This window comes from Streptomyces sp. NPDC058052, assembly GCF_042885515.1.
In the GTDB taxonomy this organism is placed as follows: domain Bacteria; phylum Actinomycetota; class Actinomycetes; order Streptomycetales; family Streptomycetaceae; genus Streptomyces.
Genome location: NZ_JBHVRX010000015.1, coordinates 30,106 through 53,891, shown reverse-complemented (window position 1 = coordinate 53,891; position 23,786 = coordinate 30,106). Strand labels below are relative to the sequence as shown.

22 protein-coding genes and 1 pseudogene are annotated in these 23,786 nt (G+C 72.1%); 15 read left to right on the top strand and 8 right to left on the bottom strand.

Going from position 1 to position 23,786, the window contains the following annotated elements; genetic code table 11:
• The first annotated feature begins 28 nt into the window (after window positions 1–28).
• From ACFVU3_RS21285 to ACFVU3_RS21250, 8 genes are all read left to right on the top strand, one after another.
• Complete coding sequence (locus ACFVU3_RS21285; protein ID WP_390068274.1) at window positions 29–3,574, top strand: ThuA domain-containing protein; 3,546 nt, start codon at window positions 29–31, stop codon at window positions 3,572–3,574.
• Between the two features lie 126 nt (window positions 3,575–3,700).
• The gene (locus ACFVU3_RS21280; protein WP_390068272.1) at window positions 3,701–4,732 is read left to right on the top strand and encodes a sugar phosphate isomerase/epimerase family protein; all 1,032 of its coding nucleotides are present in this window, start codon (window positions 3,701–3,703) and stop codon (window positions 4,730–4,732) included.
• Window positions 4,725–5,909, top strand: coding sequence for an inositol-3-phosphate synthase (locus ACFVU3_RS21275; protein ID WP_390068270.1), 1,185 nt, complete (start codon window positions 4,725–4,727; stop codon window positions 5,907–5,909). Before ACFVU3_RS21280 ends, ACFVU3_RS21275 begins: the two co-directional genes overlap by 8 nt.
• Complete coding sequence (locus ACFVU3_RS21270; RefSeq protein WP_390068269.1) at window positions 5,906–6,793, top strand: SCO3242 family prenyltransferase; 888 nt, start codon at window positions 5,906–5,908, stop codon at window positions 6,791–6,793. The genes ACFVU3_RS21275 and ACFVU3_RS21270 overlap by 4 nt, the downstream gene beginning before the upstream one ends.
• Window positions 6,790–8,193: an EboA domain-containing protein gene (locus tag ACFVU3_RS21265; RefSeq protein WP_390068267.1), complete on the top strand. Its 1,404-nt coding sequence runs from the start codon at window positions 6,790–6,792 to the stop codon at window positions 8,191–8,193. Before ACFVU3_RS21270 ends, ACFVU3_RS21265 begins: the two co-directional genes overlap by 4 nt.
• Complete coding sequence (locus tag ACFVU3_RS21260) at window positions 8,180–9,037, top strand: TatD family hydrolase (protein WP_390068265.1); 858 nt, start codon at window positions 8,180–8,182, stop codon at window positions 9,035–9,037. Before ACFVU3_RS21265 ends, ACFVU3_RS21260 begins: the two co-directional genes overlap by 14 nt.
• Complete coding sequence (eboE, locus tag ACFVU3_RS21255) at window positions 9,037–10,239, top strand: metabolite traffic protein EboE (RefSeq protein WP_390068263.1); 1,203 nt, start codon at window positions 9,037–9,039, stop codon at window positions 10,237–10,239. Before ACFVU3_RS21260 ends, eboE begins: the two co-directional genes overlap by 1 nt.
• Complete coding sequence (locus tag ACFVU3_RS21250) at window positions 10,236–11,612, top strand: alkaline phosphatase family protein (RefSeq protein ID WP_390068261.1); 1,377 nt, start codon at window positions 10,236–10,238, stop codon at window positions 11,610–11,612. Before eboE ends, ACFVU3_RS21250 begins: the two co-directional genes overlap by 4 nt.
• 125 nt (window positions 11,613–11,737) lie before the next feature.
• Here the strand turns inward: ACFVU3_RS21250 and ACFVU3_RS21245 are convergent, their stop codons facing one another.
• Genes ACFVU3_RS21245 through ACFVU3_RS21235 form a run of 3 tightly spaced genes read right to left on the bottom strand, consistent with a single transcriptional unit; the run spans window position 11,738 to window position 13,278 of the window.
• Window positions 11,738–12,247, bottom strand: coding sequence for a hypothetical protein (locus ACFVU3_RS21245; RefSeq protein WP_390068259.1), 510 nt, complete (start codon window positions 12,245–12,247; stop codon window positions 11,738–11,740).
• Complete coding sequence (locus ACFVU3_RS21240; protein WP_390068257.1) at window positions 12,244–12,807, bottom strand: hypothetical protein; 564 nt, start codon at window positions 12,805–12,807, stop codon at window positions 12,244–12,246. Before ACFVU3_RS21240 ends, ACFVU3_RS21245 begins: the two co-directional genes overlap by 4 nt.
• Window positions 12,808–12,831: 24 nt before the next feature.
• Window positions 12,832–13,278: a hypothetical protein gene (locus ACFVU3_RS21235; protein ID WP_390068255.1), complete on the bottom strand. Its 447-nt coding sequence runs from the start codon at window positions 13,276–13,278 to the stop codon at window positions 12,832–12,834.
• Window positions 13,279–13,615: 337 nt separating this feature from the next.
• Here ACFVU3_RS21235 and ACFVU3_RS21230 point away from each other — a divergent pair, with 337 nt between their 5' ends.
• The 3 genes from ACFVU3_RS21230 (at window position 13,616) to ACFVU3_RS21220 (ending at window position 16,450) form a co-directional block, all read left to right on the top strand.
• On the top strand, window positions 13,616–14,287 hold the full coding sequence (locus ACFVU3_RS21230) for a DUF6308 family protein (protein ID WP_390068253.1): 672 nt from the start codon (window positions 13,616–13,618) through the stop codon (window positions 14,285–14,287).
• A 200-nt stretch (window positions 14,288–14,487) separates the two neighbouring features.
• Window positions 14,488–15,177 carry a restriction endonuclease gene (locus ACFVU3_RS21225; RefSeq protein ID WP_390068251.1) on the top strand — a complete coding sequence of 230 codons (690 nt, stop codon included), beginning with the start codon at window positions 14,488–14,490 and terminating at the stop codon, window positions 15,175–15,177.
• Between the two features lie 193 nt (window positions 15,178–15,370).
• Window positions 15,371–16,450 (top strand): serine hydrolase domain-containing protein, encoded by a 1,080-nt coding sequence (locus ACFVU3_RS21220; RefSeq protein WP_390068249.1) that lies wholly within the window; start codon window positions 15,371–15,373, stop codon window positions 16,448–16,450.
• A gap of 71 nt (window positions 16,451–16,521) precedes the next feature.
• On the opposite strand, the pseudogene ACFVU3_RS21215 reads toward ACFVU3_RS21220, so the two are convergent.
• Both ACFVU3_RS21215 and ACFVU3_RS21210 read right to left on the bottom strand, forming a co-directional pair.
• A pseudogene (locus ACFVU3_RS21215) lies at window positions 16,522–16,763 on the bottom strand (GNAT family N-acetyltransferase); the annotation flags it as partial.
• Between the two features lie 109 nt (window positions 16,764–16,872).
• Window positions 16,873–17,034 carry a hypothetical protein gene (locus ACFVU3_RS21210; RefSeq protein WP_390068248.1) on the bottom strand — a complete coding sequence of 54 codons (162 nt, stop codon included), beginning with the start codon at window positions 17,032–17,034 and terminating at the stop codon, window positions 16,873–16,875.
• A 244-nt stretch (window positions 17,035–17,278) separates the two neighbouring features.
• Here ACFVU3_RS21210 and ACFVU3_RS21205 point away from each other — a divergent pair, with 244 nt between their 5' ends.
• The gene (locus tag ACFVU3_RS21205) at window positions 17,279–18,412 is read left to right on the top strand and encodes an IS630 family transposase (protein ID WP_390068246.1); all 1,134 of its coding nucleotides are present in this window, start codon (window positions 17,279–17,281) and stop codon (window positions 18,410–18,412) included.
• A gap of 21 nt (window positions 18,413–18,433) precedes the next feature.
• On the opposite strand, the gene ACFVU3_RS21200 is transcribed toward ACFVU3_RS21205, so the two are convergent.
• Complete coding sequence (locus ACFVU3_RS21200) at window positions 18,434–19,126, bottom strand: hypothetical protein (RefSeq protein WP_390068245.1); 693 nt, start codon at window positions 19,124–19,126, stop codon at window positions 18,434–18,436.
• A 513-nt stretch (window positions 19,127–19,639) separates the two neighbouring features.
• Between ACFVU3_RS21200 and ACFVU3_RS21195 the strand changes: the two genes are divergently transcribed.
• Complete coding sequence (locus ACFVU3_RS21195; RefSeq protein ID WP_390068243.1) at window positions 19,640–20,650, top strand: quinone oxidoreductase family protein; 1,011 nt, start codon at window positions 19,640–19,642, stop codon at window positions 20,648–20,650.
• An 82-nt stretch (window positions 20,651–20,732) separates the two neighbouring features.
• On the opposite strand, the gene ACFVU3_RS21190 is transcribed toward ACFVU3_RS21195, so the two are convergent.
• A complete protein-coding gene (locus ACFVU3_RS21190; RefSeq protein ID WP_390068241.1) occupies window positions 20,733–21,278 on the bottom strand; it encodes an ABC transporter permease in 546 nt (181 codons plus the stop codon).
• Window positions 21,279–21,477: 199 nt separating this feature from the next.
• Window positions 21,478–22,068 (bottom strand): ABC transporter ATP-binding protein, encoded by a 591-nt coding sequence (locus ACFVU3_RS21185; RefSeq protein WP_390068239.1) that lies wholly within the window; start codon window positions 22,066–22,068, stop codon window positions 21,478–21,480.
• 240 nt (window positions 22,069–22,308) lie between these two features.
• On the opposite strand from ACFVU3_RS21185, the gene fabG reads away from it, so the two are divergent.
• Together fabG and ACFVU3_RS21175 are read left to right on the top strand one after the other, a co-directional pair.
• Window positions 22,309–23,115, top strand: coding sequence for a 3-oxoacyl-ACP reductase FabG (gene fabG / locus ACFVU3_RS21180; protein ID WP_390068237.1), 807 nt, complete (start codon window positions 22,309–22,311; stop codon window positions 23,113–23,115).
• Between the two features lie 143 nt (window positions 23,116–23,258).
• A complete protein-coding gene (locus ACFVU3_RS21175) occupies window positions 23,259–23,723 on the top strand; it encodes a DUF2199 domain-containing protein (protein ID WP_390068491.1) in 465 nt (154 codons plus the stop codon).
• Window positions 23,724–23,786 lie beyond the last annotated feature (63 nt).

Genomic DNA, 23,786 nt, shown 5'->3' with positions numbered 1-23,786 from the left:
TGTCTTCCCTCCCCAAGGAGAACCCCCTATGTCACACCCCTGGGTGAAGCGCGCCCTCGCCGCGCTCACCGTGCCCCTGCTCGGCCTCACGGCCTTGCAGGCCGCGCCCGCCGTCGCCCACGACGGGCACACGGCCGACGCCGAGTTCAAGGTCCTCCTCTTCACCAAGACGGCGCCCGGCGCCTACCGGCACGCGTCCATGGACGCGGCGATCCAGGCATTCGAGCAGCTCGGCGCCGACAACGGCATCGAGATGGTCCAGAGCGACGACGCGAACGTCTTCAGCACCACCGGCCTCAGCACGTACGACGCCGTGGTCATGCTCCAGTCCTCCGGCATGGTCTGGGACACCGACGCCCAGCGCGCCGCGGCCCAGGAGTTCGTGCGCGGCGGCCACGGGATCGTCGCCGTCCACAACGCCACGGACATGAACATCGAGTCCGAGTTCCCCTGGTGGGACGAGGTCGTGATGGCCGGCGCCCACATGACGGCGCACTCCAGCATCGTGCAGGGCACGGCCAAGGTCGCGGACAAGGTCCACCCCTCGACCAAGGACCTCCCGGACCGCTGGGTGCGGACCGAGGAGTGGTACAACTTCGACAAGAACGCGCGCGGTGACGTCCACGTCCTCGTCACGGCCGACGAGACCACCTACGATGCCGGCGGCGCGCGGATGGGCGCCGACCACCCGATCTCCTGGTGCCGCAACGCCGAGGGCGGCAAGGTCTGGGCCACCGCCATGGGCCACGAGACGGCCTCGTACTCCGAGCCGCTGTTCCTGAAGCACCTGCTCGGCGGCCTCCAGTGGGCCTCGGGCGCCGCCGCGGGCGACTGCGGCGGCACCGTCTCCGACCGCTTCCAGAAGGTCACCCTCGACGGCGCCCCCGACCAGCCCATGCAGCTCGACGTCGCCGCCGACGGCAAGGTGTACTACATCTCCCGTTCGGGCAAGGTGAACGTCATCCATGAGCACGACGGCGCGCCCGAGACGCACCTCGCGGGCCAGCTCGACGTGTACGACGGGGGAGAGGACGGAGGCATCGGCCTGGCCCTCGACCCCGACTTCGCCACCAACCGGTGGATCTACGTCAACCACTCGCCGGCCGGCACCGCCGAGATCAACCGGGTCACCCGGTTCACCGTCAACGGCGACGACACGCTCGACATGGCCAGCGCGAAGACCGTCATCGAGGTGCCGGCCTACCGCGGCTCGGACGAGCCCGGCCACACCGGCGGCAGCCTCGACTTCGGCCCCGGCGGCAACCTCTACATAGGCGTCGGCGACGACACCAACCCGTTCGCCTCCGACGGCTACACGCCCATCGACGAACGCCAGGGCCGCGAGAAGTTCGACGCCCAGCGCTCGTCCGCCAACACCAACGACCTGCGCGGCAAGATCCTGCGCGTCCACCCCGAGGCGGACGGCGGCTACTCCGTCCCCGCGGGCAACCTGTTCGCGCCGGGCACCGCCAAGACCCGGCCCGAGATCTACGCGATGGGCTTCCGCAACGCCTTCCGCTTCGGCGTCGACCCGGAGACCGGCTGGATCTCCGCGGCCGACTACGGGCCCGACGCGGGCGGCGCGAACCCGAACCGCGGCCCCGAGGGCACCGTCGAGTGGAACCTGATCAAGCAGCCCGGCTTCTACGGCTGGCCCTACTGCGTCGGCGACAACACCCCGTTCAACGACTACGACTTCGCCACCGGAACCTCCGGCGCGAAGTTCGACTGCGCGGCCCCGGTCAACGACTCGCCCAACAACACCGGACTGACCAGCCTGCCCGCCGCCAAGCCCGCGACCGTCTGGTACGACTACCACGCCTCCGAGGAGTTCCCCGAGATCGACCTCGCCGGCGGAGCCGCCCCCATGGGCGGCCCGTTCTACCACTACGACGCGGCCAGCACCTCCGAGCGCAAGTTCCCCGCGTACTACGACAAGACGCCGTTCTTCTACGAGTGGAGCCGCAACTTCGTCAAGGAGTTCCGCCTCGACGCCGCCGGCGACCTCCTGAAGATCAACCCCTTCGTCGCCGAACTCGGCGCCCGCGCTCCCATCGACATGAAGTTCGGCCCCGACGGCGCCCTGTACCTGGCCGAGTGGGGCAACGGCTACGGCCACGCCAACACCGACGACGGCATCTACCGGATCGACTACGTCGCCGGGAACCGCTCCCCGCTGGCCAAGGCGAGCGCCGGCCCCGACTCCGGCCAGGCCCCGCTGGACGTCACCTTCTCCTCCACCGGCTCCGCCGACCCGGACACCGGCGACCAGCTCACGTACGAGTGGGACTTCGGTGACGGCTCCACCGGCACCGGCCCCAGCCCCAGCCACACCTACACCACCAACGGCACCTACACCGCCCGTCTGACGGTCTCCGACGCCGGAGGCAAGACGGGCACCACCAACGTGCCCATCGTCGTCGGCAACACCCGCCCGAAGGTCACCTTCACCAGCCCGGCCGACGGCCGCGTCCTCGACTACGGCGACACGATCTCCTACCAGGTCAGCGTGGTCGACCCCGAGGACGGGACCGTCGACTGCTCCAAGGTCGTGGTCACCGCCGCACTCGGCCACGACAGCCACAGCCACGACACGGGCCAGTACACCGGCTGCTCGGGCTCCATCACCACCAGCGCCTCCGGCCACGACGCCACCGCCAACACCTACCTCGTGCTGTCGGCGGACTACACCGACGCCGGCGGCCTGAAGGGCACCACGAGCGCGACCCTCCAGCCCCGCCACAAGCAGGCGGAGTACTTCACGGCCCAGTCCGGCATCCGGGTCGTCGACCAGAGCGGCGCGGAGAACGGCAAGCGCGTCGGGGACGTCTCCGACAACGACTGGATCTCCTTCAAGCCGCTGAACCTGGCCGGAGTCGAATCCGTCACCTTCCGCGTCTCCGCCCCGACCGACACCGGCGGCTCCATCGAGCTCCGGGCCGGCTCGCCGACCGGCGCGCTGATCGCCACCAGCCCCGTCCCCGCCACCGGCGGCTGGGACACCTACGTCAACCTCGACCCCGTCGCGGTCACCGACCCCGGCGGCACCCAGACCGTGTACGCCGTCTTCAAGGCGCCGACCGCGAACTCCTTCGACGTGGACGCGCTCTTCCTCAACGCCCCCGGCACCAGCGGCCCCGTCCCGCAGAGCGGCAGCACCTACACCCTGACCAGCGCCCACAGCGCCAAGCGGGTGGACGTGCGCAACGAGTCGACCGCCGACGGCGCCGCCGTCATCCAGTGGACGGCGACCGGCGGCACCAACCAGCGGTGGACGCTCACCGACGCCGGCGCGGGCGCCTTCACCCTCACCGCGCAGCACAGCGGCAAGTGCCTGGACCTGGCGTCCAAGAACGCCGCCGACGTCCAGCAGTGGACGTGTGCCGCCGGAGCCTCCGACCAGAAGTGGAAGCTCCAGCAGGCCGGCTTCGACACCTACCGGATCGTCTCCGTCCTCAGCGGAAAGTGCCTGAACATCCCCCAGGCATCCACCGCGAACGACGTCCAGCTGATCCAGTCCAGGTGCAGCACCACGGCAGCGAGCCAGAAGTGGAGGTTCGGCCAGGTCGGCTGAGCCCCCTCCCAGCACCCGGTGCCCGCCCGCACCTGACCGCGGGCGGGCACCGGGCCCCACCCCTGCCCCTCCCGTCCCTGTTCTCTCCCGAACACGTCCCTTCCCGACCCCAGAGGTGCCTGCGTCATGACACGTCCGATCACCCTCTTCACCGGGCAGTGGGCCGACCTGCCGTTCGACGAGGTCTGCCGGCTGGCCGCCGGATGGGGCTACGACGGCCTGGAGATCGCCTGCTGGGGCGACCACTTCGAGGTCGACCGCGCCCTCGCCGACCCCTCCTACGTCCGCCGGAAGCGAGAAGTCCTCGACCGCCACGGGCTGGGCGCGTGGGCCCTCTCCAACCATCTCGTCGGCCAGGCCGTCTGCGACCACCCCATCGACGAACGGCACCGCGCGATCCTCCCGGAGCGCCTCTGGTCCGACGATCCGGAGACGGTACGCCGCAACGCGGCGCGCGAGATGGGCGACACGGCCCGGGCCGCGGCGCTCCTGGGCGTGGACACCGTCGTCGGCTTCACCGGCTCGTCGATCTGGCACACCGTCGCCATGTTCCCGCCCCCCACCCCCGGCATGATCGACGCCGGATACCGCGACTTCGCCGACCGGTGGCACCCCGTCCTCGACGTCTTCGAGGAGCACGGCGTCCGCTTCGCGCTGGAGGTCCACCCGAGCGAGATCGCCTACGACCACTGGACCACCCGGCGCACCCTCGAAGCCATCGGCCACCGCCCGTCGTTCGGCCTCAACTGGGACCCGTCCCACATGGTCTGGCAGGACCTCGACCCCGCCGACTTCATCCTGGAGTTCGCGGACCGGATCCTCCACGTCGACTGCAAGGACACCCGCGTCCGCCCCCGCGACGGCCGCCGCGGCCGCCTCTCCTCCCACCTGCCCTGGGGCGACCCCCGCCGGGGATGGGACTTCGTCTCCACCGGACGGGGGGACGTGCCGTGGGAGGACTGCTTCCGTGCCCTCAACCACATCGGCTACGAGGGCCCCGTCTCCATCGAGTGGGAGGACGCCGGGATGGACCGGCTCGACGGCGCCGCCGAAGCCGTCGGGTTCATCCGCCGCCTCGCCGCGATCCGGCCCCCGGCCGCGGCCTTCGACGCCGCGTTCACCACCCCCACGACGAAGGAAGGCAGCACCCATGAGTGACACCCCCGCGCCCGGAGCCGGACGGACCGGCGTCTGGTTCGTCGGCGCCCGCGGTTCGGTGGCGACCACCGCCGTCGCCGGCGCCGCGGCCGTCGCGGCGGGACTCGTCCCGCCCACGGGCATGGTGGCCGAGCTCGCCGAGTTCGCGGACGCCGGCCTGCCCGCGGTCGACCGGCTGGTCTTCGGCGGCCACGACGTCACCGGCGTCCCGCTGCCCAAGCGGGCCGAGGAGCTCGCCGCCGGCGGAGTCCTCCCGCCCGCGCTCCTCCCCGCCGTGGCCGAGGCGCTCGACGCCGCCGACCGCGAGATCCGGCCCGGCGCCCGCGCGGACGAGCAACGCCCCCAGCGGGAGACCGCCGCGGCCCTCGCCGAGGACATCGCCTCCTTCCGCGACCGCCACGGCCTCGACCAGGTCGTGGTCGTCGACGTCGCCTCCACCGAACCCCCGCTCGCCCCGCACCCGGCCCACGCCGACCTCGCCGCCCTGGAGGAAGCCCTGGGGGAGGCCCCCGGCGTCCTGCCCCCGAGCTCCCTGTACGCCTGCGCGGCCCTCCTCGCGGACTGCGGCCACGTGGGGTTCACGCCCTCCGCGGGCCTCCGGATCCCCGCCCTCCGCGAACTCGCCGCCCTCCAGGGCCTGCCGTACGCGGGCAGCGACGGGAAGACCGGCGAGACCCTGGTCCGCACCGCGCTCGGGCCGATGTTCACCCACCGCGGGCTGCGGGTGCGGTCCTGGTCCGGCACCAACCTGCTCGGCGGCGGAGACGGCGCGACCCTCGCCGACCCCGACGCGGCCCTCAGCAAGAACAGCTCCAAGCGCAGCGGCCTCACGGCCCTCCTCGGCGACGGGGTCGAGGGCCTCACCCACATCGACTACGTGCCGAGCATGGGCGAGCTGAAGACCGCCTGGGACCACATCGCCTTCGAAGGCTTCCTCGGCACCCCCATGACCCTCCAGTTCACCTGGCAGGGCGTCGATTCGGCGCTCGCCGCCCCGCTCGTCCTCGACCTCGCCCGCTTCCTCGCCCGCGCCCGGGACCACGGCGCCACCGGGCCGCAGGAACAGCTCTCCTTCTTCTTCAAGGACCCCGTCCGGGCCGGCGACGCCCCGGCCGAACACCGGCTGGTCACCCAGTTCGAGCACCTGAGGGCCTGGTACACCGGAGCCGGACGATGAACCCGGCCGGGCCCCTCACCGCGGCCCGCGCGCTGGTGGAACTCGTACGGGCCCCGGCCGCGCTCACCGTGCTCGGCGACACCCTCGCGGGCGCCGCCGCGAGCGGCAGGCCGCCCGCACCCGGCCGGACCGTCCGCCTCGCGGCCGCCTCCACCTGCCTGTACTGGGCGGGCATGGCCCTCAACGACTACGCGGACCGCCACGAGGACGCCGAGGAACGCCCCCACCGGCCCGTGCCGTCCGGCCGGATCAGCCCGCGCGCCGCCCTCGGCACCGCCGCCGCGCTCACCGGCGCCGGCCTGACCGCCGCCGCGTCCGCCGGCCGGGACACCCTGGCCGTCGCCGTGCCGCTGGCCGCCACCGTCTGGGCCTACGACCTCGCCCTGAAGCACACGCCGTACGGACCCGCCACGATGGCCGCGGCCCGGGGCCTCGACGTCCTCATGGGCGCCGGCGCCCGGCGCGCCCGGCACGCGTGCGCCCCGGCGGCCCTCCTCGCCGGGCACACCTACGCGATCACCGCGGTCAGCCGCAGGGAGACCCTCGGCGCGGGCGCCGCTCTGCCCGCCGGCGCGCTGGCCGCCACCGGCGCGGTCGCCCTCCTCGCCGCCGCGCTGACCCCGCGGGCCACCGGCCGCGCCCGCCGGGCCGCCTCCACCGCCCTCCTCGGCGGCTACGCCCTCGCGGCCGGCTCCGCCCAGCTGACCGCGACGGTCCGCCCCGACCCCACCCGCCTGAAGCGCGCGGTGGGCGCCGGGATCCACGCCATGATCCCGCTCCAGGCGGCGCTGACCGCCCGCGGCGGCTCCGCCCGCGCCGCGTTCTCGCTCCTGGCCGCCTACCCGCTGGCCAGGGCCCTGTCCCGGAAGGTGTCCCCGACATGACCGCACTGCGCTTCGGCTACGGCACCAACGGACTGGGCGACCACCGCCTCGACGAGGCGCTGGAGGTCATCGCCGGACTGGGCTACACCGGCGTCGCCCTCACCCTGGACCGCGGCCACCTCGACCCGTACGCCGCCGGGCTGAGCCGCCGGCTCGCCCGGACCCGGCGCCGGCTGACCGCGCTCGGCCTCGGCGTCGTGGTGGAGACCGGCGCCCGCTACCTGCTCGACCCCTGGCGCAAGCACGCCCCCACCCTCCTCGCCACCGAACCGGAGGGACGCGCGCGCCGGCTCGGCTTCCTGCGGCGCGCCGTCGGCATCGCCGCCGACCTGGAGGCCGAGGCGGTCTCCTTCTGGAGCGGCACCCCCGAGCCCGGCGCGAACCGCGAGGAAGCGTTCCGGCACCTCGCGGACGGCTGCGGCGCGCTCGTGGAGACCGCCGCCCTCGCCGGAGTCCGCCTCGGCTTCGAACCGGAACCGGGCATGCTCGTCGCGGACCTCGACGGCTACGAGCACCTGCGCGCGACCCTGGGAGACCCGGACACGTTCGGCCTGACCCTCGACATCGGACACTGCCAGTGCCTGGAACCCGATACACCGGCCGCCTGCGTCCGACGGGCCGCGCCCTGGCTCGTCAACGTCCAGATCGAGGACATGCGCCGCGGCGTGCACGAACACCTGGAGTTCGGACAGGGCGAGATCGACTTCCCCCCGGTCCTTGCCGCCCTCGCCGACACCGGGTACCGCGGACTGATCTCCGTCGAACTGCCCCGCCACGGCCACAGCGGCCCGGTCACCGCCGCCCGCTCCCTCGACGCCCTGCGCGCCGCCTCGGAACACCCCTGGACCGCCGACGCCGTCCGCAGCGTCCGCGCGGACCCCCGCTCCCTGACCGCGCTCTTCCCCGTCGCCGCCCGCCACACCGGTGCCGCCGCGGGCGAGGCCGTCCGCGCCCGGCTGCTCCAGGCCCTTCCCGGCACCCGGGCCGAGCGCGCCGCCGCCCTGGAGGAGGTGTACCGGCAGGGCGACGCCTCCGAACGGCTCGCGGTGCTCCGGGCCCTGCCCCTCCTCGACCGGGAAGGAGACCTCGGCCCGACCGCGCTGCCGCTGGTCGCCGACGCCCTGCGCACCCACGACGCCCGCCTGGTGACCGCCGCCGCCGGCCCCTACGCGGCCCGCCACCTCGACCAGCCCGCCTGGCGCCAGGCCGTCCTCAAGTGCGTCTTCATGGACATCCCGCTGGACGCGGTCGCGGGTCTGGCCCGGCGCACCGACCCCGAACTCGTCCGCATGTTCCGCGCCTTCGCCGCCGAACGCACCGCCGCCGGCCGGCCGGTCCCCGACGACCTGCTGACCCAGCTCGACCTCCACGACACGGGAGAGCGCCATGCGCATCTTTGACCCCCACATCCACATGACCTCCCGCACCACCGACGACTACCGGGCCATGCACGCCGCCGGCGTCCGCGCCGTGGTCGAGCCCGCCTTCTGGCTCGGCCAGCCCCGCACCTCCCCGGGCAGCTTCCACGACTACTTCGACGCGCTCCTCGGCTGGGAGCCGTACCGCGCCGCCCAGTACGGCATCCGCCACTACTGCGCGATCGCCCTCAACCCCAAGGAGGCCAATGACCCCCGCTGCCTGCCGGTCCTCGACGACCTGCCCCGCTACCTGGTCAAGGACAACGTCGTCGCCGTCGGCGAGATCGGCTTCGACGCGATGACCGACGCCGAGGAACACGCCTTCACCACCCAGCTGGCGCTCGCCCGCGAACACGGCCTGCCCGCCCTCGTCCACACACCGCACCGCGACAAGGCCACCGGCACCGCCCGCACCCTGGAACTCGTCCGCGCCGACGGCATCGACCCCTCCCTCGTCGCCGTCGACCACCTCAACGAGGTCACCGCCCCCCTCGTCGCCGCCTCCGGATGCTGGATGGGCTTCTCGATCTACCCGGACACCAAGATGGACCCGCACCGCATGGTCTCCCTCCTCAAGGAACACGGTCTCCACCGCGTCCTCGTCAACTCGGCCGCCGACTGGGGCCACAGCGACCCGCTGCGCACCCACGCCACCGCCGTCGCGATGCTCGACGCCGGGTTCACGGAGGACGACGTCGACCAGGTCCTGTGGCGCAACCCCGTCGCCTTCTACGGGCAGAGCGGCCGGCTCGTGACGGACGCCGCCGCACACCCCGAGGAGGAGACGGTCTTCGCCGGCAACTCGATCCGCAGGGGCGGCAGCTGATGCGCCTGCGCCACCCCGGCGGCGACCTCGTCCACCTCGGCTACTGCACCAACGTGCACCCGGCCGAGGACCTGGACGGCATTCTCGCCCAGCTCGACACCTACGCCCTGCCCGTCCGCGCCCGCCTCGCCGAACCCGTCCTGGGCATCGGACTGTGGCTCGCCCACCAGGTGGCCGCCGCCCTGGCCGCCGACAACGCCCTGACACGGAGGCTGCGGAAGGAACTCGCCGCGCGCGGCCTGGAAGTCGTCACCCTCAACGGATTCCCCTACGGCGGCTTCCACCGGCCCGTCGTCAAGCACGCCGTGTACCGGCCCGACTGGACCTCCCCGGAACGACGCCGCTACACCGCCGACCTGGCCCACGTCCTCGCCCGGCTCCTCCCCGACGACGTGCCGGAGGGCAGCGTCTCCACCCTGCCGCTCGGCTGGGCCACGGACTGGAGCCCGCACCACACCGACCGGGCCCGCGCCCAGATCCGGCTCCTCGGAGACGAGCTCCGCACGCTCCACCGGAGGACCGGACGGACCGTCCGCGTCGCCTTCGAACCGGAACCCGGCTGCCTGGTCGAGACGACCACCGACGCCGTACGGCACCTGACGGACCTCGACCCCCGCCACTTCGGCCTGTGCCTGGACGTCTGCCACCTGGCCGTCGCCTTCGAGACGCCGGCGGACGCCCTGGACCGGCTGGCCCGGGCGGGCATCCCCGTGGTGAAGACGCAGATCTCCTGCGCCCTCCACGCCGAGGACCCGGCGGACCCCGCCACCCGCGCCGCGCTCACCGCCTTCGCCGAACCCCGCTTCCTGCACCAGACACGGACGGCGGGCACCGGCCGCGGGACGGACGACCTGTCCCAGGCGCTCACCGGACCCGACGCCCTCGACGGCACCGCCCCCTGGCGCACCCACTTCCACATCCCCGTCCACGCCGACCCGGTGCCCCCGCTCGCGTCGACCCGGCCGCTGCTCCGCGCCACGCTCGCCGCACTGCTCCGCGCCGACACCCCCGTCACCCGGCACTTCGAGACGGAGACCTACACGTGGTCGGTGCTGCCGCAGCCCCCGAGCGACAGCACCGGCCTCGCCGACGGGATCGCCGCCGAACTGGCGTGGACCCGCCGCGAACTGCTCGCCCTCGGACTGACCACCCCCGGGACCACGCCCGCCCGCCCCTCCGCACCGAACAGGAGTGTCCGATGAGCGTCGTCGTCCTGGACGTCGTGGGCCTCACCCCGCGCACGCTCGCCCACATGCCCCGCCTGCGCGCCCTCGCCGACCCGGGGTTCGCCGCCCCGCTGGACACCGTCCTGCCCGCGGTCACCTGTGCGGTCCAGTCCACCTTCCTCACCGGACGGATGCCCGCCGAGCACGGCGTCGTCGGCAACGGCTGGTACGACCGCGACATGGGCGAGGTCGCCTTCTGGCGCCAGCACCACGCCCTCGTCCAGGGCGAGAAGGTCTGGCAGACCGCCCGCCGCGCCCGCCCCGGACTGAAGGTCGCCAACATCTGCTGGTGGTACGCCATGGGAGCGGACGTCGACATCACCGTCACCCCCCGCCCCGTCTACCACTACGACGGACGCAAGTCCCCCGACTGCTACACGGTCCCGGCCGCGCTGCGCGACACCCTCACCGCCGAGCTGGGCCCCTTCCCCCTGTTCGACTACTGGGGCCCCAAGGCCGGCCTCGCCTCCTCCCGGTGGATCGTGGACGCCACCCGCCGCGTCCTCGCCGACCACGACCCGGACCTCACGTTCGTGTACCTCCCGCACCTGGACTACGACCTCCAGCGCCACGGCCCGAACGCCCCCCAGGCACGCACCGCGGCCCGCGACCTCGACGCCGTCCTCGCACCGCTCCTGGAGACCCTGGCGGCACGGGGGAGCACGGTCGTGGCGCTGAGCGAGTACGGCATCACCGAGGTACGCCGCCCCGTCGACATCAACCGGGCCCTGCGCCGCGAGGGCCTGCTGCGCGTGTACACCCAGCAGGGCATGGAATACCTCGACCCCTGGACCTCCCGCGCCTTCGCCACCCCCGACCACCAGATCGCCCACGTGTACGTGCCCGACCCCGCGGACGAGCCACGGGTGCGGGAGCTGCTGCTCGCCTTGGAGGGCGTCGAGGAGGTTCTGGACCGCACGGGCCAGGAGAAGGCCGGACTGCGCCACGCGCGGGCCGGTGAACTCGTCGCCGTCGCCTCCTCCGACAGCTGGTTCACCTACTACTACTGGCTGGACGACGAGCGGGCACCCGACTTCGCCCGAGGCGTGGAGATCCACCGCAAGCCGGGCTACGACCCGGCCGAGCTGTTCTTCGACCCGGCCGACCCCCTGGTCATGGCGAAGGCGGCCGTGACCCTCGCCAAGTTCAGACTCGGCATCCGCGGCGCCATGTCCGTCGTGCCCACCGACCCGCGGTGCGTCCGCGGCAGCCACGGCCGCCTCCCCGACGACCTCGACGACGCACCCGTCCTGCTCTGCTCCAGCCCCGCGCACGCCCGCCCCCGCTTCCACGCCACCGAGGTCAAGGACTTCCTGCTCGCCTGCCTGGACGCCGAGGCGACGAGCTGACCGCCGGCCGGGGGCCTCCGTCCCGGCCCCGTCGTCCGACGGACGACCGCCGGGCGGGCCGGGCGCGACGCCGTCGTGACGGTGAGGTGCGGAACACCAGGCAGCGGCGGCCGGCGGGCGGGCCGTCACGTCGTCATCATCGCCATCCCGCATGCGGTGTTGGCCAGTCCGAGCGCCGCGTGCCCCACACGCTTCGGCACGGGGTCGGTGGAACTGCTCAGCACGCACACCATCAGCAGGAACACCCCGCTGCCGGTGAGCGTCCAGCTCCAGAAGGACCCGTCCAGCGAAGCGGCGGTGTGGAGGTGCGCCACCGCGATGACGGAGGCGATCAGAACGATCAGGGCGCCGGTGGCGGCGTGGGCGAGCCCGCCGCGCAGACTGTCGAGAAGGCAGATGAGGACCACGACGGACGCCGCACACGGCACCACGACGGCCAACCGCCCTGTCCACCAGGGGATCAGACCCACGCCGCACAGCAGGACGCACCCGTACAGGCCCGCCGACGGCCAGGCGAGCCGGGTGACGCCCGTGCGCAGCAGGCGGACGTAGAAGTGGACGGAGGCCAGCAGGAAGATCGCGAGCGTCACCTGGAGCGACCCCAGCAGAAACGTCGAGCAGGGAAGTCCGGTCACGGTCGTTTCCCCGCGTTCTTCACGGAGGTGGGGCCGAGCTGGGTGGCGTCGGCGTACTCCGGCATCGCCATGGGCCGGTCGAAGAGGAAGAAGGACTGGTTCGTGCCGACGGTGAACTCCATGTAGGCGCCGGTCGTGGCGTCGAAGCCGTAGTACGCGTTGCAGGTGGAGCCCGTCGAGTACGTGCCGTCCATCCCGGGCTGCGGCAGCACCGCCGAGACGCCGTCCGACCTCTCCATCCGCTCGGTCGGCGTGAGCATCTTGCAGCGCGGCACGGGCAGGCCCTTCATGACGAAGTACCCGTACTCGCCCTTGGCGTTCTGGATGTAGACGTACGACAGCTTGCCCCGCTTCCCCCACGTCTCGACCCACTGGTTGATCGACTCACGGGTCGGCGAGTACTCCATCCGGCCCGCCGGCTGCTGTGCGACGAGGTGGTCGTACCCCTCCTGCTTGGCCTGGGCCTCCTTGTCCTGGCTGGAATCGGAACAGGCGGCGAGCGTGAGCCCGAGGGCCGCCGCCGAGCAGACGGCCAGAACGACGCGCGTGATCCTGCGCATGGTGCTTCCTCCCCTTCCCCTGGATCAGGCGACGCACGCCGTCTCCCCGGCACCGGCGTCGAGCCGCGGCGGCAGACCCTTGTCGACGAATGGCGCACGGTGCTCCTGGGCGGCCTTCGCGTTGTACTCGTTGACGGACTCGATCCGGGTCGCCCGCAGGGCGGTGATCGACTGGTCGATCTGACCCCTGCGCGCGGGTGAAGCCGCCTCCCGCTCCTGCTGGAGCACGAGGATCGTCCCCTCGGCGTTCTGCACGGCCGCGCACAGGTCGAAGAACGTCTCGTACGTCGTCAGCCGGAACGTCCCGGACCCGGAGGTCAGCTCCCGTTCCTCGACCTGCCCCCGGAACGGCGCGCTCACCCACCCCGCGCCGCCGAAGGCGAACACGCCGACCAGACAGACGGCCGCCAGCCCGATGACCCCGCCCACGGCCCACATCCCGAACCGCGCGCCCTCCCGCAGCTCTCCCATGACATCCCCCTGACCCCGGCCTGGGGCCGGAGGTACGGATCCTTCAGTCGGCACATCACGTTCTACTTGAGGATTGTTGAACGATTTAAGGCGACACGCAAGACCTCGACGGGTTCCACGGCCACGGCGCACCCGAGCCGATGCGTCGTCAACTGGGCTATGGGACACCGGACTTCACGCCCGGCAAGGTGATCCTGCACGCCGCCGCCCCGCCCGACCAGGCCACGCGCCGCGATGCGGCTTGCGAACAGGACGGACCCGATCCGCTCGACCTGGCTACGATCGCCCGGGAGAAGCGTGCCCGTCCGACCGTGACCGAAGCGGAGCATCGATGTCCATGGCAGACCCTTCGCCCTCCTTCCCGGCACGCCTTGCGGCGTACCTCGCGGCCCCTCGGGCCGTCACGGATCTGCGGCGCTACTTCGCCCTCGGTTCGGCGTCCGAATCGGAGCCGTTCACCGGCCGCCGGTTCGAGCACCTGGCCGAGGGGGGTGACCGGCCGGAGGTCGCGCACCGGATCACGGCGGAGGACCTGATCGCGGTGCAGACGCTGTCGGTGACCGTGCCCGCGCCCGTCGCGCTCGACATCCTGGAGGGTCCCCTGGGCGCGCGGCTCTCCGCCCTGCTGTCGGCCGTCCCGACGGACACGGACATGGCCGACGCCACGGCGGCCGACCTGTCCGTCGGCTCGCCGGCGGACCAGGCGTGGAATCTCCTGCGGCACCAGCCGGACGTCGGATGGGTCATCGCGGGCAAGATCCTGGCGCGCAAGCGCCCCCGGCTGCTGCCCGTCTACGACAGGGTCGTGCGCTGCGCGGTGGGCAGACCGCGCCCCTCGTACTGGCTCGCCCTGCACGCCGCCCTGCGTGCCGACGACCACGCCCTGCACCGCCAGTCGCTCGCGCTGCGCCGGACCGCCGGCGTGCCGGAGACGGTCAGCGCGCTGCGGGTGTGCGACGTCGTCGTGTGGATGGGGCACCGGGCGGAGGGACACGCCTGCCCCCACTGACGGCGCCGGGTTCGTGCGGACGGAGCGCGCGGCCTCCTGGCCGCCGGCCGGGCAGCGGTACATCCGGCCGGCCACGGCGGCTTCGTGCCATTCACAGGCGTCCCGCCACCGGCCGCGCCGAGGCCCGGATACACATGAGGGCCAGGGCAGGGATCGGCCGGTCCCTGAGCGGCGACGGCTGGTGAAGGAGCGGAACAGTGATGGCGGCACGTCGACGGCGCCGGCGCCTGAAGAAGCGGACGCGCAGGCAGCTCCAGGGCTGGGGCGCGGTGGTGGCGGTGGTCGCCGCGGTGTGGGTGACCCGACACTGGTCGGTGGTGTGGCCCGTCCTGATGGCCGCCACCGCCGCGGCCCTGCTGGGCGGGGCCGGGTGGGCGCTGCTGCGGGCTCACCGACGCGCGGTCGGCCAGGACCGGGCGTGGCGGGCGCGGGAGGAAGCCCGGGCGCGGGAGCTGTCGATGGCCGAGGTCGACGCCCTGTCGTGGCAGCAGTTCGAGACGTATGTCGCCGAGCTGTGCCGGAGGGACGGCTGCACGCGGGTCGTCGTCAGCGGCAAGAGCGGCGACCTGGGCGCGGATGTCGTCGGCTACCTCGCGGACGGCCGCAAGCTGGTGATCCAGTGCAAGAAGTACGCGCCGCACCGGAGCGTGCCCTCGCACGACATGCAGAAGTTCGTCGGCACCGCCCGCCCGGAACACGGCGCGGACGTCGCCCTGTTCGTCACCACCGGCCACGCGTTCACGAGGGACGCACGGGGCCTGGCACTGCGCCAGGACATCGTGGCCCTCCACCGCGACCTGCTGGGTTCCTGGGTCAAGGGCGCTCACCTGGAGACGCTGATCCCGCTGAACGGAACCGGCGGAGGCACCCGGCGTCGCCGCCCCGCCTGAGGGACACCCCTGAAAGGTGTCCGGGACGGGTTCCGGGTCGGGTCAGGGTGGTCACGGATGATCAGCCACCCTCCCGGCGGGGAGAGTTGGTCCAGGACGAACACCATCGTCCGACATCGACATCGACATCGACATCAGACCACGAACCCGTTGCCCGACTCCGGCCACAAGTGCCCGGTCCCTGGAGCCACTCATGCTGACGCGATTCCCCGTTCCTCACCGACACATCGTCACCGGCGCCCTGCTGGCCGCGCTCGTCACCGGCGTGGCCGGCGCGCCGACCGCCTCGGCCGCCCCCGAGGGGAGCGTCGTGAACCCGACCGTCGGGAACCGAGAGACCGCCGCGGTCGAAGCCCTTCTGACGACCCTCCCCGATCCGGTGACGGACGCGGCGCTGGTGCGCGTGGGCGACCGGGGCGTGGGCGCCTCCTACACCGGGACCGCCGGACCGGTCGAGGCCGGAGCCGCCTTCCCGATCGGCAGCGTGACCAAGGTGTTCACCGACGCGGTGGTGCTCCAGCTGGTCGCCGAGCGCCGCATCGGCATCGACGATCGTGTCCGCTCCCACCTGCCGGAGCTGATCCCGGCCTCGTACGCAGACGTGACGGTGCGTCAACTGCTGGACCACACCAGCGACCTGCCGCGACCGGCGAGGGTGCCGCTCGATCCTCGGGGCGTGGTCGCCGCCTCGTTCGCGGCGGACGCCGAGGCGCGACCCGGCCGGGTCCCGTCACCCGGAACCGTCCAGCAGTACAACGGGCTGAACAGTTTCGTCGCCGGACTGCTCGTGGAGAAGCTCACCGGCCGCGGTTTCACGAGCGAGCTCGACCGGAGGATCCTGCGTCCGCTGGCGCTGCGTCACACTGCCCTGTCCACCGACCCGGCTCTCGCCTGGGCCTGGTCCGAGGGGGGCCTGACGTCGACCGCGAGGGACCTCGACACCTTCCTGCGGGCCCTCCTCGGCGGTCGGCTCCTCCCGCCGGCCCAGCAGCGACACCTCTTCGAGATACCCGAGGTCCCGAGCGCCCCCGGGAACACCAGCTGCCCGCCGCCGACGGCGTGCTTCAGCGCAGGCGGACTGATGGGCATCGAGCTGAACGGCACCAGGGTCTGGGGCAAGACCGGTTCCAGCGGCGGCTGGACCAGCGGCGCCTTCGCCGGCGCCGAGAACCACCGCAGAACCGTCTACGCACTGCGTCCCGGCTCCACGGCCACCCCCGCGCAGCAGCGCAGCCGTGTGGAAGAGATCGTGACAGCCGCTCTGGTCGGCTAGGGCGTGCATCGAAAGCACGGACAGGTCGTGCGGAGTGATGTCCCCCCGTCCGGCCCGTCCGCTCTCTGCCAAAGGTCGAGCTGATACTGGTGTGTTGTGTGCGTGGGCGTGTAGCCGAGACCGTCGTTGACCCGTCGCATGTGCGCATTGCTGTCGGCGGTGTCGGTCAGGAGGCCACCGAGGTCCGGATAGTCCCTGTGGGCCTGTCGGAATCGACTCGGCCTTCATCCATCGGCCGAGGCCGTGACCTCGGTGCTCGGTAGCGCCCTCGTGCCCCGTTGCCGGGGATGACGAGTTCGGTGAAGGCGGCGACGAGCCGCAGAGTCGAGCTCGGCCGCCTCTTGACCGACCCCTGACCTGAGACGATCTCTGAGATGGCGAAACGCCGTGGCATGCCGGGACGTTTCGTGCGTGCGCTCAGTTCAGCGCAAGCCGTCTGTGTCGTCGTACTCTTCGCCGATTGGGAGTGGCTGAAGGTCATCCCCCGGGTCATCGCTGTAGACGGCCGCGGAGACCGCGCTGTCGTAGGCATCGTCGAGGCCGTCACCGCTTGCGTCGAGTATGTTTTCCCAGTCAATTCCCATGCAGACGAGCCTACCCGTAGGGTTCGAGGAACCGAGCGATGTGGGCGTTGGGCCCGTTCGCCTGGACAAAGATCGCAGCTTCCTCTCCCGGGAGGATGGGCGGCGCGGCCGGCCTCGTCATCGGGCCAGGGTCCGTTCACCCGTGGTGGTTGCTAGTGCCGGATCAGGCAACGTTTGCCCTGTTGTGATGTGACGCGCCGTCCGGGTGCTGTGCCGGGCGGCGTGTGACGGTCACCTTGTCGGGGTGGCAGAACGAGTACGCGTGCACGAGATTGATGACGACGAGGGAAGGCGGCTGCTGCAGATCATCCGCAGGGGCACCGGATCGGTAGTGACCTGGCGAAGGGCCCAGATGGTGTTGCTGTCCGCGCAGGGTATGCCGGTGGCGAAGATCGCCGAGGTGTCGTTCACCAGCCATGACCGGGTCCGAGACGTGATCCACAACTTCAATGCGGACGGCTTCGACTCGCTGTACCCGAAGTACTCCGGCGGCCGGCCCGGGACCTTCACCCTGCCGGAGCGCCGGGAGATCAAGAAGATCGCGAAGTCCAAGCCGACCGAGCACGACCTGCCGTTTTCGACGTGGAGCCTGACCAAGCTGGCGGACTTCCAGGTTGCCGAGGGGGTGGTCGACGACATCAGCCACGAGGGCCTGCGCATCCTGCTCCGCGAGGAAGGCGTCTCCTTTCAACGCCTGAAGACCTGGAAGACCTCCCGCGACCCGGACTACGCGGCCAAGAAGGCCCGCGTCGAGCACCTCTATGCGATCGCCGATGGCGAGGTCATACCCGAGGGCGGCGAGCCCGAAGTCATCTTCTGCATGGACGAGTTCGGCCCGCTCAACCTGATGCCACACCCCGGACGACAATGGGCCGAGCGGGGCGGCAAGCACAAGGACCTCGACCGCGAACCACGACGACGGCGGCGGGCGACCTACAACCGCTACGGCGGAGTACGACACCTGTTCGCCGCACTCGACCTGGCCAAGGACAAGCTCTACGGCCACATCAAACCGATCAAGAAACGCACCCAGTTCCTGGAGTTCTGCCGCTACCTGCGCAGCCTCTACCCGCCCGAGGTCCGGAATGCGATCGTGAGTGACAACTTCTCCCCGCACCTGACCACGAAAAGGTGCCAGCACGCCGGCACCTGGGCTGCGGCGAACAACGTCGAGATGGCCTACACCCCGACCAACAGCTCCTGGCTCAACCGCATCGAGGCCCAGTTCACGGCCCTGCGCTACTTCACCCTCGACGGCACGGACCACGCAGATCACAAAGAGCAGGGCAGCATGATCCGCCGCTACATCATCTGGCGGAACAACCACGTTGCTGACCAGCGCCTGCGCACGGTCGTGACCAGAGCGAATGTCGCCTGAACCTGACCGTGTCGGGGGTCGCTACTGCCGGTCAGGCCGCAGTCCGTCCGGCACCATGGTTGCCTGGGTCTGAGCGGCCAGCCATGTCTTAACCTCGTGCCAGGCGGCCCGCTCCTCCGCCGCGGTGCCCCACCACCACCAGAACGGCGAGTCATCGGACGCCAACTCCTCCCGCCACCAGCCGACGCTCTCAGTCAGGTGGTGGCGGGCGACCGGGCCAGTCTCCGCCTCCCAGCGGGCGAGCCACGGGGCGACCGAGGAACTCGCGGTCACACAGGTCTCGAAGACCTCGCACACCGGGGTCGGTGGCGACTCCATCCGGAGGGCCTGTGTCCACCACGCCTCCAGGAAACCGGCCACTGCCCCAGCCTGCTCACGAGGCCACCGCGACCAGCCCGCCGCGGCCAGTCCACGGGCCATGAGAGGGGACTCGGCCGCGCCCTCGGCGAGCACCACGACGAGCTGCGGCAGAACACGACGGATGATCGCGGGCTGGTCGTCCCAGTGGAAAGGATCTTTCTGCGCGACCCGGCCGACAAGATCCGCCGGGAGCGGGACGTCAGGAGTCCGCAGCAGCTCGACCTCGACCTCATCGAAACACCGGCCGCACCCAGTCTCGTCCGCTTGGGCCGTCATGCCACCGAAGGCCGTCGCGACCCTTGCCACCGCAGCGGCAAGGACATCGCCATCTGGAGAAGTCACCGTGCATCCCATCAAGACTCCAGCAGGCTGCCCCAGCCGAAGAGAGCGACGCTACCAGGCGACAATGCACCCATCAGAACAGGGCGAACGTTGCCTGATACGGCACTAGGGCTGTCGAGTTCTCCACGCTGGCAGCCCAGCGCCCGATCGCGGACTCCTGGCGCTGGGTAAGCCCGGCGTCGGCGGCCAGGGCGCGGGCCGTGCGGGCGAGGCGGCCGATCACCACACGCTGGTCGTGCGAGAGCTTCCGCAGCGCTGCGGCATCCCACGTCCGGTGGGTGGCGCGCAGGACCTCATCGAGGCGTATTCCCGGTCCAAGCAGCTGGTCAGCGCGCGTGAGCTGCGTCTGTCCTTCGTGCCGACGCGGGCGGAGGCGGCGTGGGCGGAGGGACGCGGATGGAGATCAGCCGGCACTGTGGGCGGCGTTGAAGTCACATCTCGGCCAGGCGGCGTGCTGGTCCGCCGGCCGGGAATCGGATCGCCATCAACGGGGTTGGTGGGGGACGAACCGTTAATTGGAGGGTCATGCGAGCGATTCAGGTGTACGAAGTGGGCGGTCCCGAGGTGCTGCGGGAGGCCGAGGTGGACCAGCCGCGGCCGGGTCCGGGCGAGGCGGTCGTGGAGGTCGCCGCATCCGGGATCAACTTCCTCGACGTCTACCACCGCGAGGGCCGGTACAGCCTCCCGCTGCCCTTCACCCCGGGCACTGAGGGCGCCGGCACGGTCGTCGAGGTCGGACCCGGCGTCGCTGACGTCGCGGTCGGGGACCGGGTCGGTTGGGTGGAGATTCCCGGCACGTATGCCGAGCGGGCCGTCGTGGACTCCTCCCGGCTGGTGCCGCTGCCCGACGACATCGCCTTCGAGACGGCCGCCGCCGTGCTCCTCCAAGGCATGACCGCGCACTATCTCGTCAAGGACGCCTACCCGGTTCAGGGGGGCGACACGGTGCTCGTGCATGCGGCCGCCGGCGGCATGGGGCTGCTTCTGACCCAGCTCATCACCCATCTCGGCGGCAGGGTGATCGGCACGACGTCGACCACGGCGAAGGCCGAGCTGGCGAAGCGTGCCGGGGCCGATGAGGTGATCCTTTCCTCCGCGGTCGACGATCTCGCAGCCGAGGTGAGGCGGCTCAACGGCGGTCAGGGACTGCCGGTTGTCTTCGACGGCGTCGGCGCGCACACCTTCGATGCGAGCCTCGCCAGCCTGCGGACCCGCGGCCATCTCGTGCTCTTCGGCGCGGCGAGTGGTGCCGTGCCTCCGTTCGATCCGATGCGGCTCGCCCGCGGCGGTTCGCTGACCCTGATCCGGCCCAGTCTCGGGGATTTCATCGCCGATCGGTCCGAACTGCTCCGACGGGCTGCCGATGTGTTCGAGTGGGTGCGCTCCAAGGCGCTTGAGGTCAGCGTGACGGGCCGCTACGCATTGTCCGAGGCCGCCCAGGCCCACAGCGATTTGGAGGCTCGGCGTACCACCGGAAAGCTGCTCCTCGTACCCGATGCGGCGGTTGTTGGACGCCGCGAGGAGACGCAGAGCTGATCGCGGGCGACGAGGTCGGGGATCTTGGAGACGGAGATGCCGAGGGCATGACCGACCGTCGTGGCCAAGATCCCCGACACCGTCAGGTGCGATCGCCGTTCGAGCCGTCCGAGCCGTCCGAGCCGTCCGACCGTTCGAGCCGTTCGAGCCGTTCGAGCCGTCCGAGCCGTGCGCGTCGAACGGGTCGGCGCGGTGTCCTGTTCCGAGGGTCGATCGTCGGCGCGAGGAGCCGCTGGACCTGCCGGACGGACGTATCCGTGGACCGCTCGATCTCGGGGGCGAGCGGCAAGGGATCGAGGATGCCGACGACGGTGAAGTACCGGTCGTCGATCCAGACCTGACGTCCCGCCCGGTCGTTGCCGAGCCGCTGCGCGGCGACGTGTCCGAGGACGACGGAGGGGTAGCGGCCGTTGACGGAATTCAACCAGGTGCCGGACGCAGTGGCGCCGCGGACGACATCGAGCAGTTCTTCCGTCGCCGCCTTCACAGCGATGCCGCCAGTCTCCTCCTCCGGGATCAGCCGTGAGCGGCGCACCGTGTGCCGGAGGTCTCCGCTCGCGCCGGACACGTCGTGACGCTGGAGCAACTGCGCCTGGCTGGAGGCCGAGATGCCCACCGCCGCGATCATCGTCGCGATGGGCCGATGCCGATGCCGATGCCGATGCCGATGGTGATCCCGAGCGCCGACAACACCACCCGAGGGGGCCGGCTGCGCAGTCCGGCCGAACCGACGTGCAGCACGTCGCGAGGGCCCAGCCGGCGGTCCTTGAGCGCAGACGCCGGCTCGTCGGGCGCCCGGGACTCCGTCCGCCTCCACGTGCCGGGCATCAGCCTACGAGCCTTCCCCGGGACGAGTCCGCGACGACCCCGCCGTCGCGGATCCCGACCTGGCGCGGCAGAGCCTGCGCGATCTCGGCGTCGTGGGTGATGACCGCGATGGTCGCGCCCTTGTCCTTGAGCGTGCGCAGGAGTTCCAGGACCGCTCTGCCGGAGGCCGTGTCCAGCGCGCCGGTGGGCTCGTCGGCGAGGAACAGGCACGGCTGGCCGACGATGGCGCGGGCGATGGCGACACGCTGCTGCTGACCGCCGGACAGCTCGTGCGGCCGGTGCCGTATCCGGTCGGCGAGCCCGACCCGCGCGAGTGCCTCGGCGGCCAGGGTGCGACGGCGGCCCCGGGGCAGTCCGGAGTGGAGCAGCCCCTCGGCGACGTCGTCCACGGCGTCGAAGCCCGGGGCCAGATCGAACGTCTGGAGGACGAAACCGATGTGGCGGGCGCGCAGGGTCGAGAGCCGCCGATCCGTGAGGGTGGCGACGTCGTGCCCGGCGATCGCGACCGTGCCGGCGGTGGGCCGGTCGAGGGTGCCGACGATGTGGAGCAGCGTCGACTTGCCGGACACTGAAGGACCGACCACGGCCACGAGTGGTGGCGCGGGGCCATCCTTTCAGGTGAGCCCACGGCCCGCGGCGCGCCGCCGCGCGACGGGACGAGCCGCCGACCCCGCTCGCGCCGTGTCCGGATCGTGGCCCCTCGGCATTCGGACACCGCGCCGTCGGACACGGCCGCGCTCGGCCGGCACGCGAGCCCGGGTCGGCTACGGTGAGCGGCCGCCGCAGGGTCGTCCGCGGCGGCAGCCGGCGGAGGACGAGGTAGGCGAGCCATGACGCACCACACCCCTTGGCAGGACCGGTCCGTCGTGGTGACCGGCGGAACACGCGGCATCGGGCGGGGGATCGCCGAGCTCTTCGCCCGACGCGGAGCGGCGGTGCTGGTGACGGGCCGGGACGACGCGGTGGCCCGGGAGGCCGCTGACGGTCTCGCCCGCTCCACGGGCGGGCGCGTCACCGGCATGGGCGTGGACGTGCGTGACGCGGCCGCCGTCGAGGCGATGGCGGCCGAGGCCGAACGGCGCCACGGCCACGTCGACGTCCTGTGCGCGAACGCGGGGGTGTTCCCCGAGAAGCCGCTGCGGGAGATGACCGCGGCCGACATCGACGAGGTGCTGGCCGTCAACCTGCGCGGTTCCATCCTCGCCGTCCGGGCCTGCCTCCCCGCGATGGAGCGCGCCGGCCGCGGCCGCGTCGTCCTGACGTCCTCCATCACCGGTCCCACCACGGGGTACGCCGGCTGGTCGCACTACGGGGCGAGCAAGGCGGGGCAGCTCGGGTTCCTGCGCGGCGCGGCCCTGGAACTGGCCCCCCTGGGCATCACGGTGAACGCCGTCCTCCCGGGCAACGTCCGCACCGAGAGCCTCGCCGCGCTGGGCGAGGAGTACGTGCGCGCGATGACGGCCTCGATCCCGCTGGGCCGGATCGGGGAGCCCGCGGACGTCGCGCACGCCGTGGCGTTCCTCGCCTCCGACGAGGCGGCCTTCATCACGGGCCAGACCCTGACCGTCGACGGCGGCCAGACCGTCCCGGAGTCGCTCGACGCGTTCTCCACCGCCTCCCTGCCCGCAGGCGGCTGACGCCGGGTGGCCGTACGACGGCCCGCCCGGGGTCCGGGCCCCACCCGGGGCGGCACCGGAACCCGTCACTAGGCTTCGACCTCATGACCGATGATCTCGGGTTCACCTGCACGTGCTGCGGGACCCACCACCCTGAGCTGCCGATGCACTACACGGCCGGGGCCCCCGCCGTATGGGATCCGGCCTTCGACGAGGCCGACGACTGCCTCCTCTCCGTCGACCAGTGCGTGGTCCGTGGGCAGCACTACTTCGTGAAGGGCCTGATCGAGATTCCGGTCATCGGAAGCGACGAGGTGTTCTCCTGGGGCGTATGGGTCTCGCTCAGCCGAGAGAACTTCTCCCGGGCGGCAGACCTGTGGGACACCCCCGGCCGGGAGTCCGAGCCGCCCTCCTTCGGCTGGCTCACCACCGACCTGCCGGTGTACCCGTCGACGACGCTCAACCTGAAGACGTACGTGCACACCCGCCCGGTCGGTGAGCGCCCCTTCGTCGAACTGGAACCCACCGACCACCCTCTCGCTGTCGAGCAGCGCACGGGGATCAGCCTGGACCGCGTGCGGGAGATCGCCGTGGCCGTGCTCCACCCCGACGGCGCCGGCCGGGGGTGACGGTCGGCAGCTCTGCCCCGTCCACCCCGGTCGCGCCCGCGGGCCGCTCGGCGCCGCCCTTCG

Excerpts from the sequence above, each read along its gene's own strand:
- eboE (WP_390068263.1), top strand. The coding sequence starts at position 9,037 with ATGCGCCTGCGCCACCCCGGCGGCGACCTCGTCCACCTCGGCTACTGC.
- ACFVU3_RS21270 (WP_390068269.1), top strand. The coding sequence starts at position 5,906 with ATGAACCCGGCCGGGCCCCTCACCGCGGCCCGCGCGCTGGTGGAACTC.
- ACFVU3_RS21275 (WP_390068270.1), top strand. The coding sequence starts at position 4,725 with ATGAGTGACACCCCCGCGCCCGGAGCCGGACGGACCGGCGTCTGGTTC.
- ACFVU3_RS21230 (WP_390068253.1), top strand. The coding sequence starts at position 13,616 with ATGGCAGACCCTTCGCCCTCCTTCCCGGCACGCCTTGCGGCGTACCTC.
- ACFVU3_RS21220 (WP_390068249.1), top strand. The coding sequence starts at position 15,371 with ATGCTGACGCGATTCCCCGTTCCTCACCGACACATCGTCACCGGCGCC.
- ACFVU3_RS21285 (WP_390068274.1), top strand. The coding sequence starts at position 29 with ATGTCACACCCCTGGGTGAAGCGCGCCCTCGCCGCGCTCACCGTGCCC.
- ACFVU3_RS21200 (WP_390068245.1), bottom strand. The coding sequence starts at position 19,126 with ATGGGATGCACGGTGACTTCTCCAGATGGCGATGTCCTTGCCGCTGCG.
- ACFVU3_RS21190 (WP_390068241.1), bottom strand. The coding sequence starts at position 21,278 with ATGATCGCGGCGGTGGGCATCTCGGCCTCCAGCCAGGCGCAGTTGCTC.
- ACFVU3_RS21250 (WP_390068261.1), top strand. The coding sequence starts at position 10,236 with ATGAGCGTCGTCGTCCTGGACGTCGTGGGCCTCACCCCGCGCACGCTC.
- ACFVU3_RS21225 (WP_390068251.1), top strand. The coding sequence starts at position 14,488 with ATGGCGGCACGTCGACGGCGCCGGCGCCTGAAGAAGCGGACGCGCAGG.
- ACFVU3_RS21175 (WP_390068491.1), top strand. The coding sequence starts at position 23,259 with ATGCACTACACGGCCGGGGCCCCCGCCGTATGGGATCCGGCCTTCGAC.
- ACFVU3_RS21240 (WP_390068257.1), bottom strand. The coding sequence starts at position 12,807 with ATGCGCAGGATCACGCGCGTCGTTCTGGCCGTCTGCTCGGCGGCGGCC.
- ACFVU3_RS21260 (WP_390068265.1), top strand. The coding sequence starts at position 8,180 with ATGCGCATCTTTGACCCCCACATCCACATGACCTCCCGCACCACCGAC.
- fabG (WP_390068237.1), top strand. The coding sequence starts at position 22,309 with ATGACGCACCACACCCCTTGGCAGGACCGGTCCGTCGTGGTGACCGGC.
- ACFVU3_RS21195 (WP_390068243.1), top strand. The coding sequence starts at position 19,640 with ATGCGAGCGATTCAGGTGTACGAAGTGGGCGGTCCCGAGGTGCTGCGG.
- ACFVU3_RS21280 (WP_390068272.1), top strand. The coding sequence starts at position 3,701 with ATGACACGTCCGATCACCCTCTTCACCGGGCAGTGGGCCGACCTGCCG.
- ACFVU3_RS21235 (WP_390068255.1), bottom strand. The coding sequence starts at position 13,278 with ATGGGAGAGCTGCGGGAGGGCGCGCGGTTCGGGATGTGGGCCGTGGGC.
- ACFVU3_RS21265 (WP_390068267.1), top strand. The coding sequence starts at position 6,790 with ATGACCGCACTGCGCTTCGGCTACGGCACCAACGGACTGGGCGACCAC.
- ACFVU3_RS21210 (WP_390068248.1), bottom strand. The coding sequence starts at position 17,034 with ATGGGAATTGACTGGGAAAACATACTCGACGCAAGCGGTGACGGCCTC.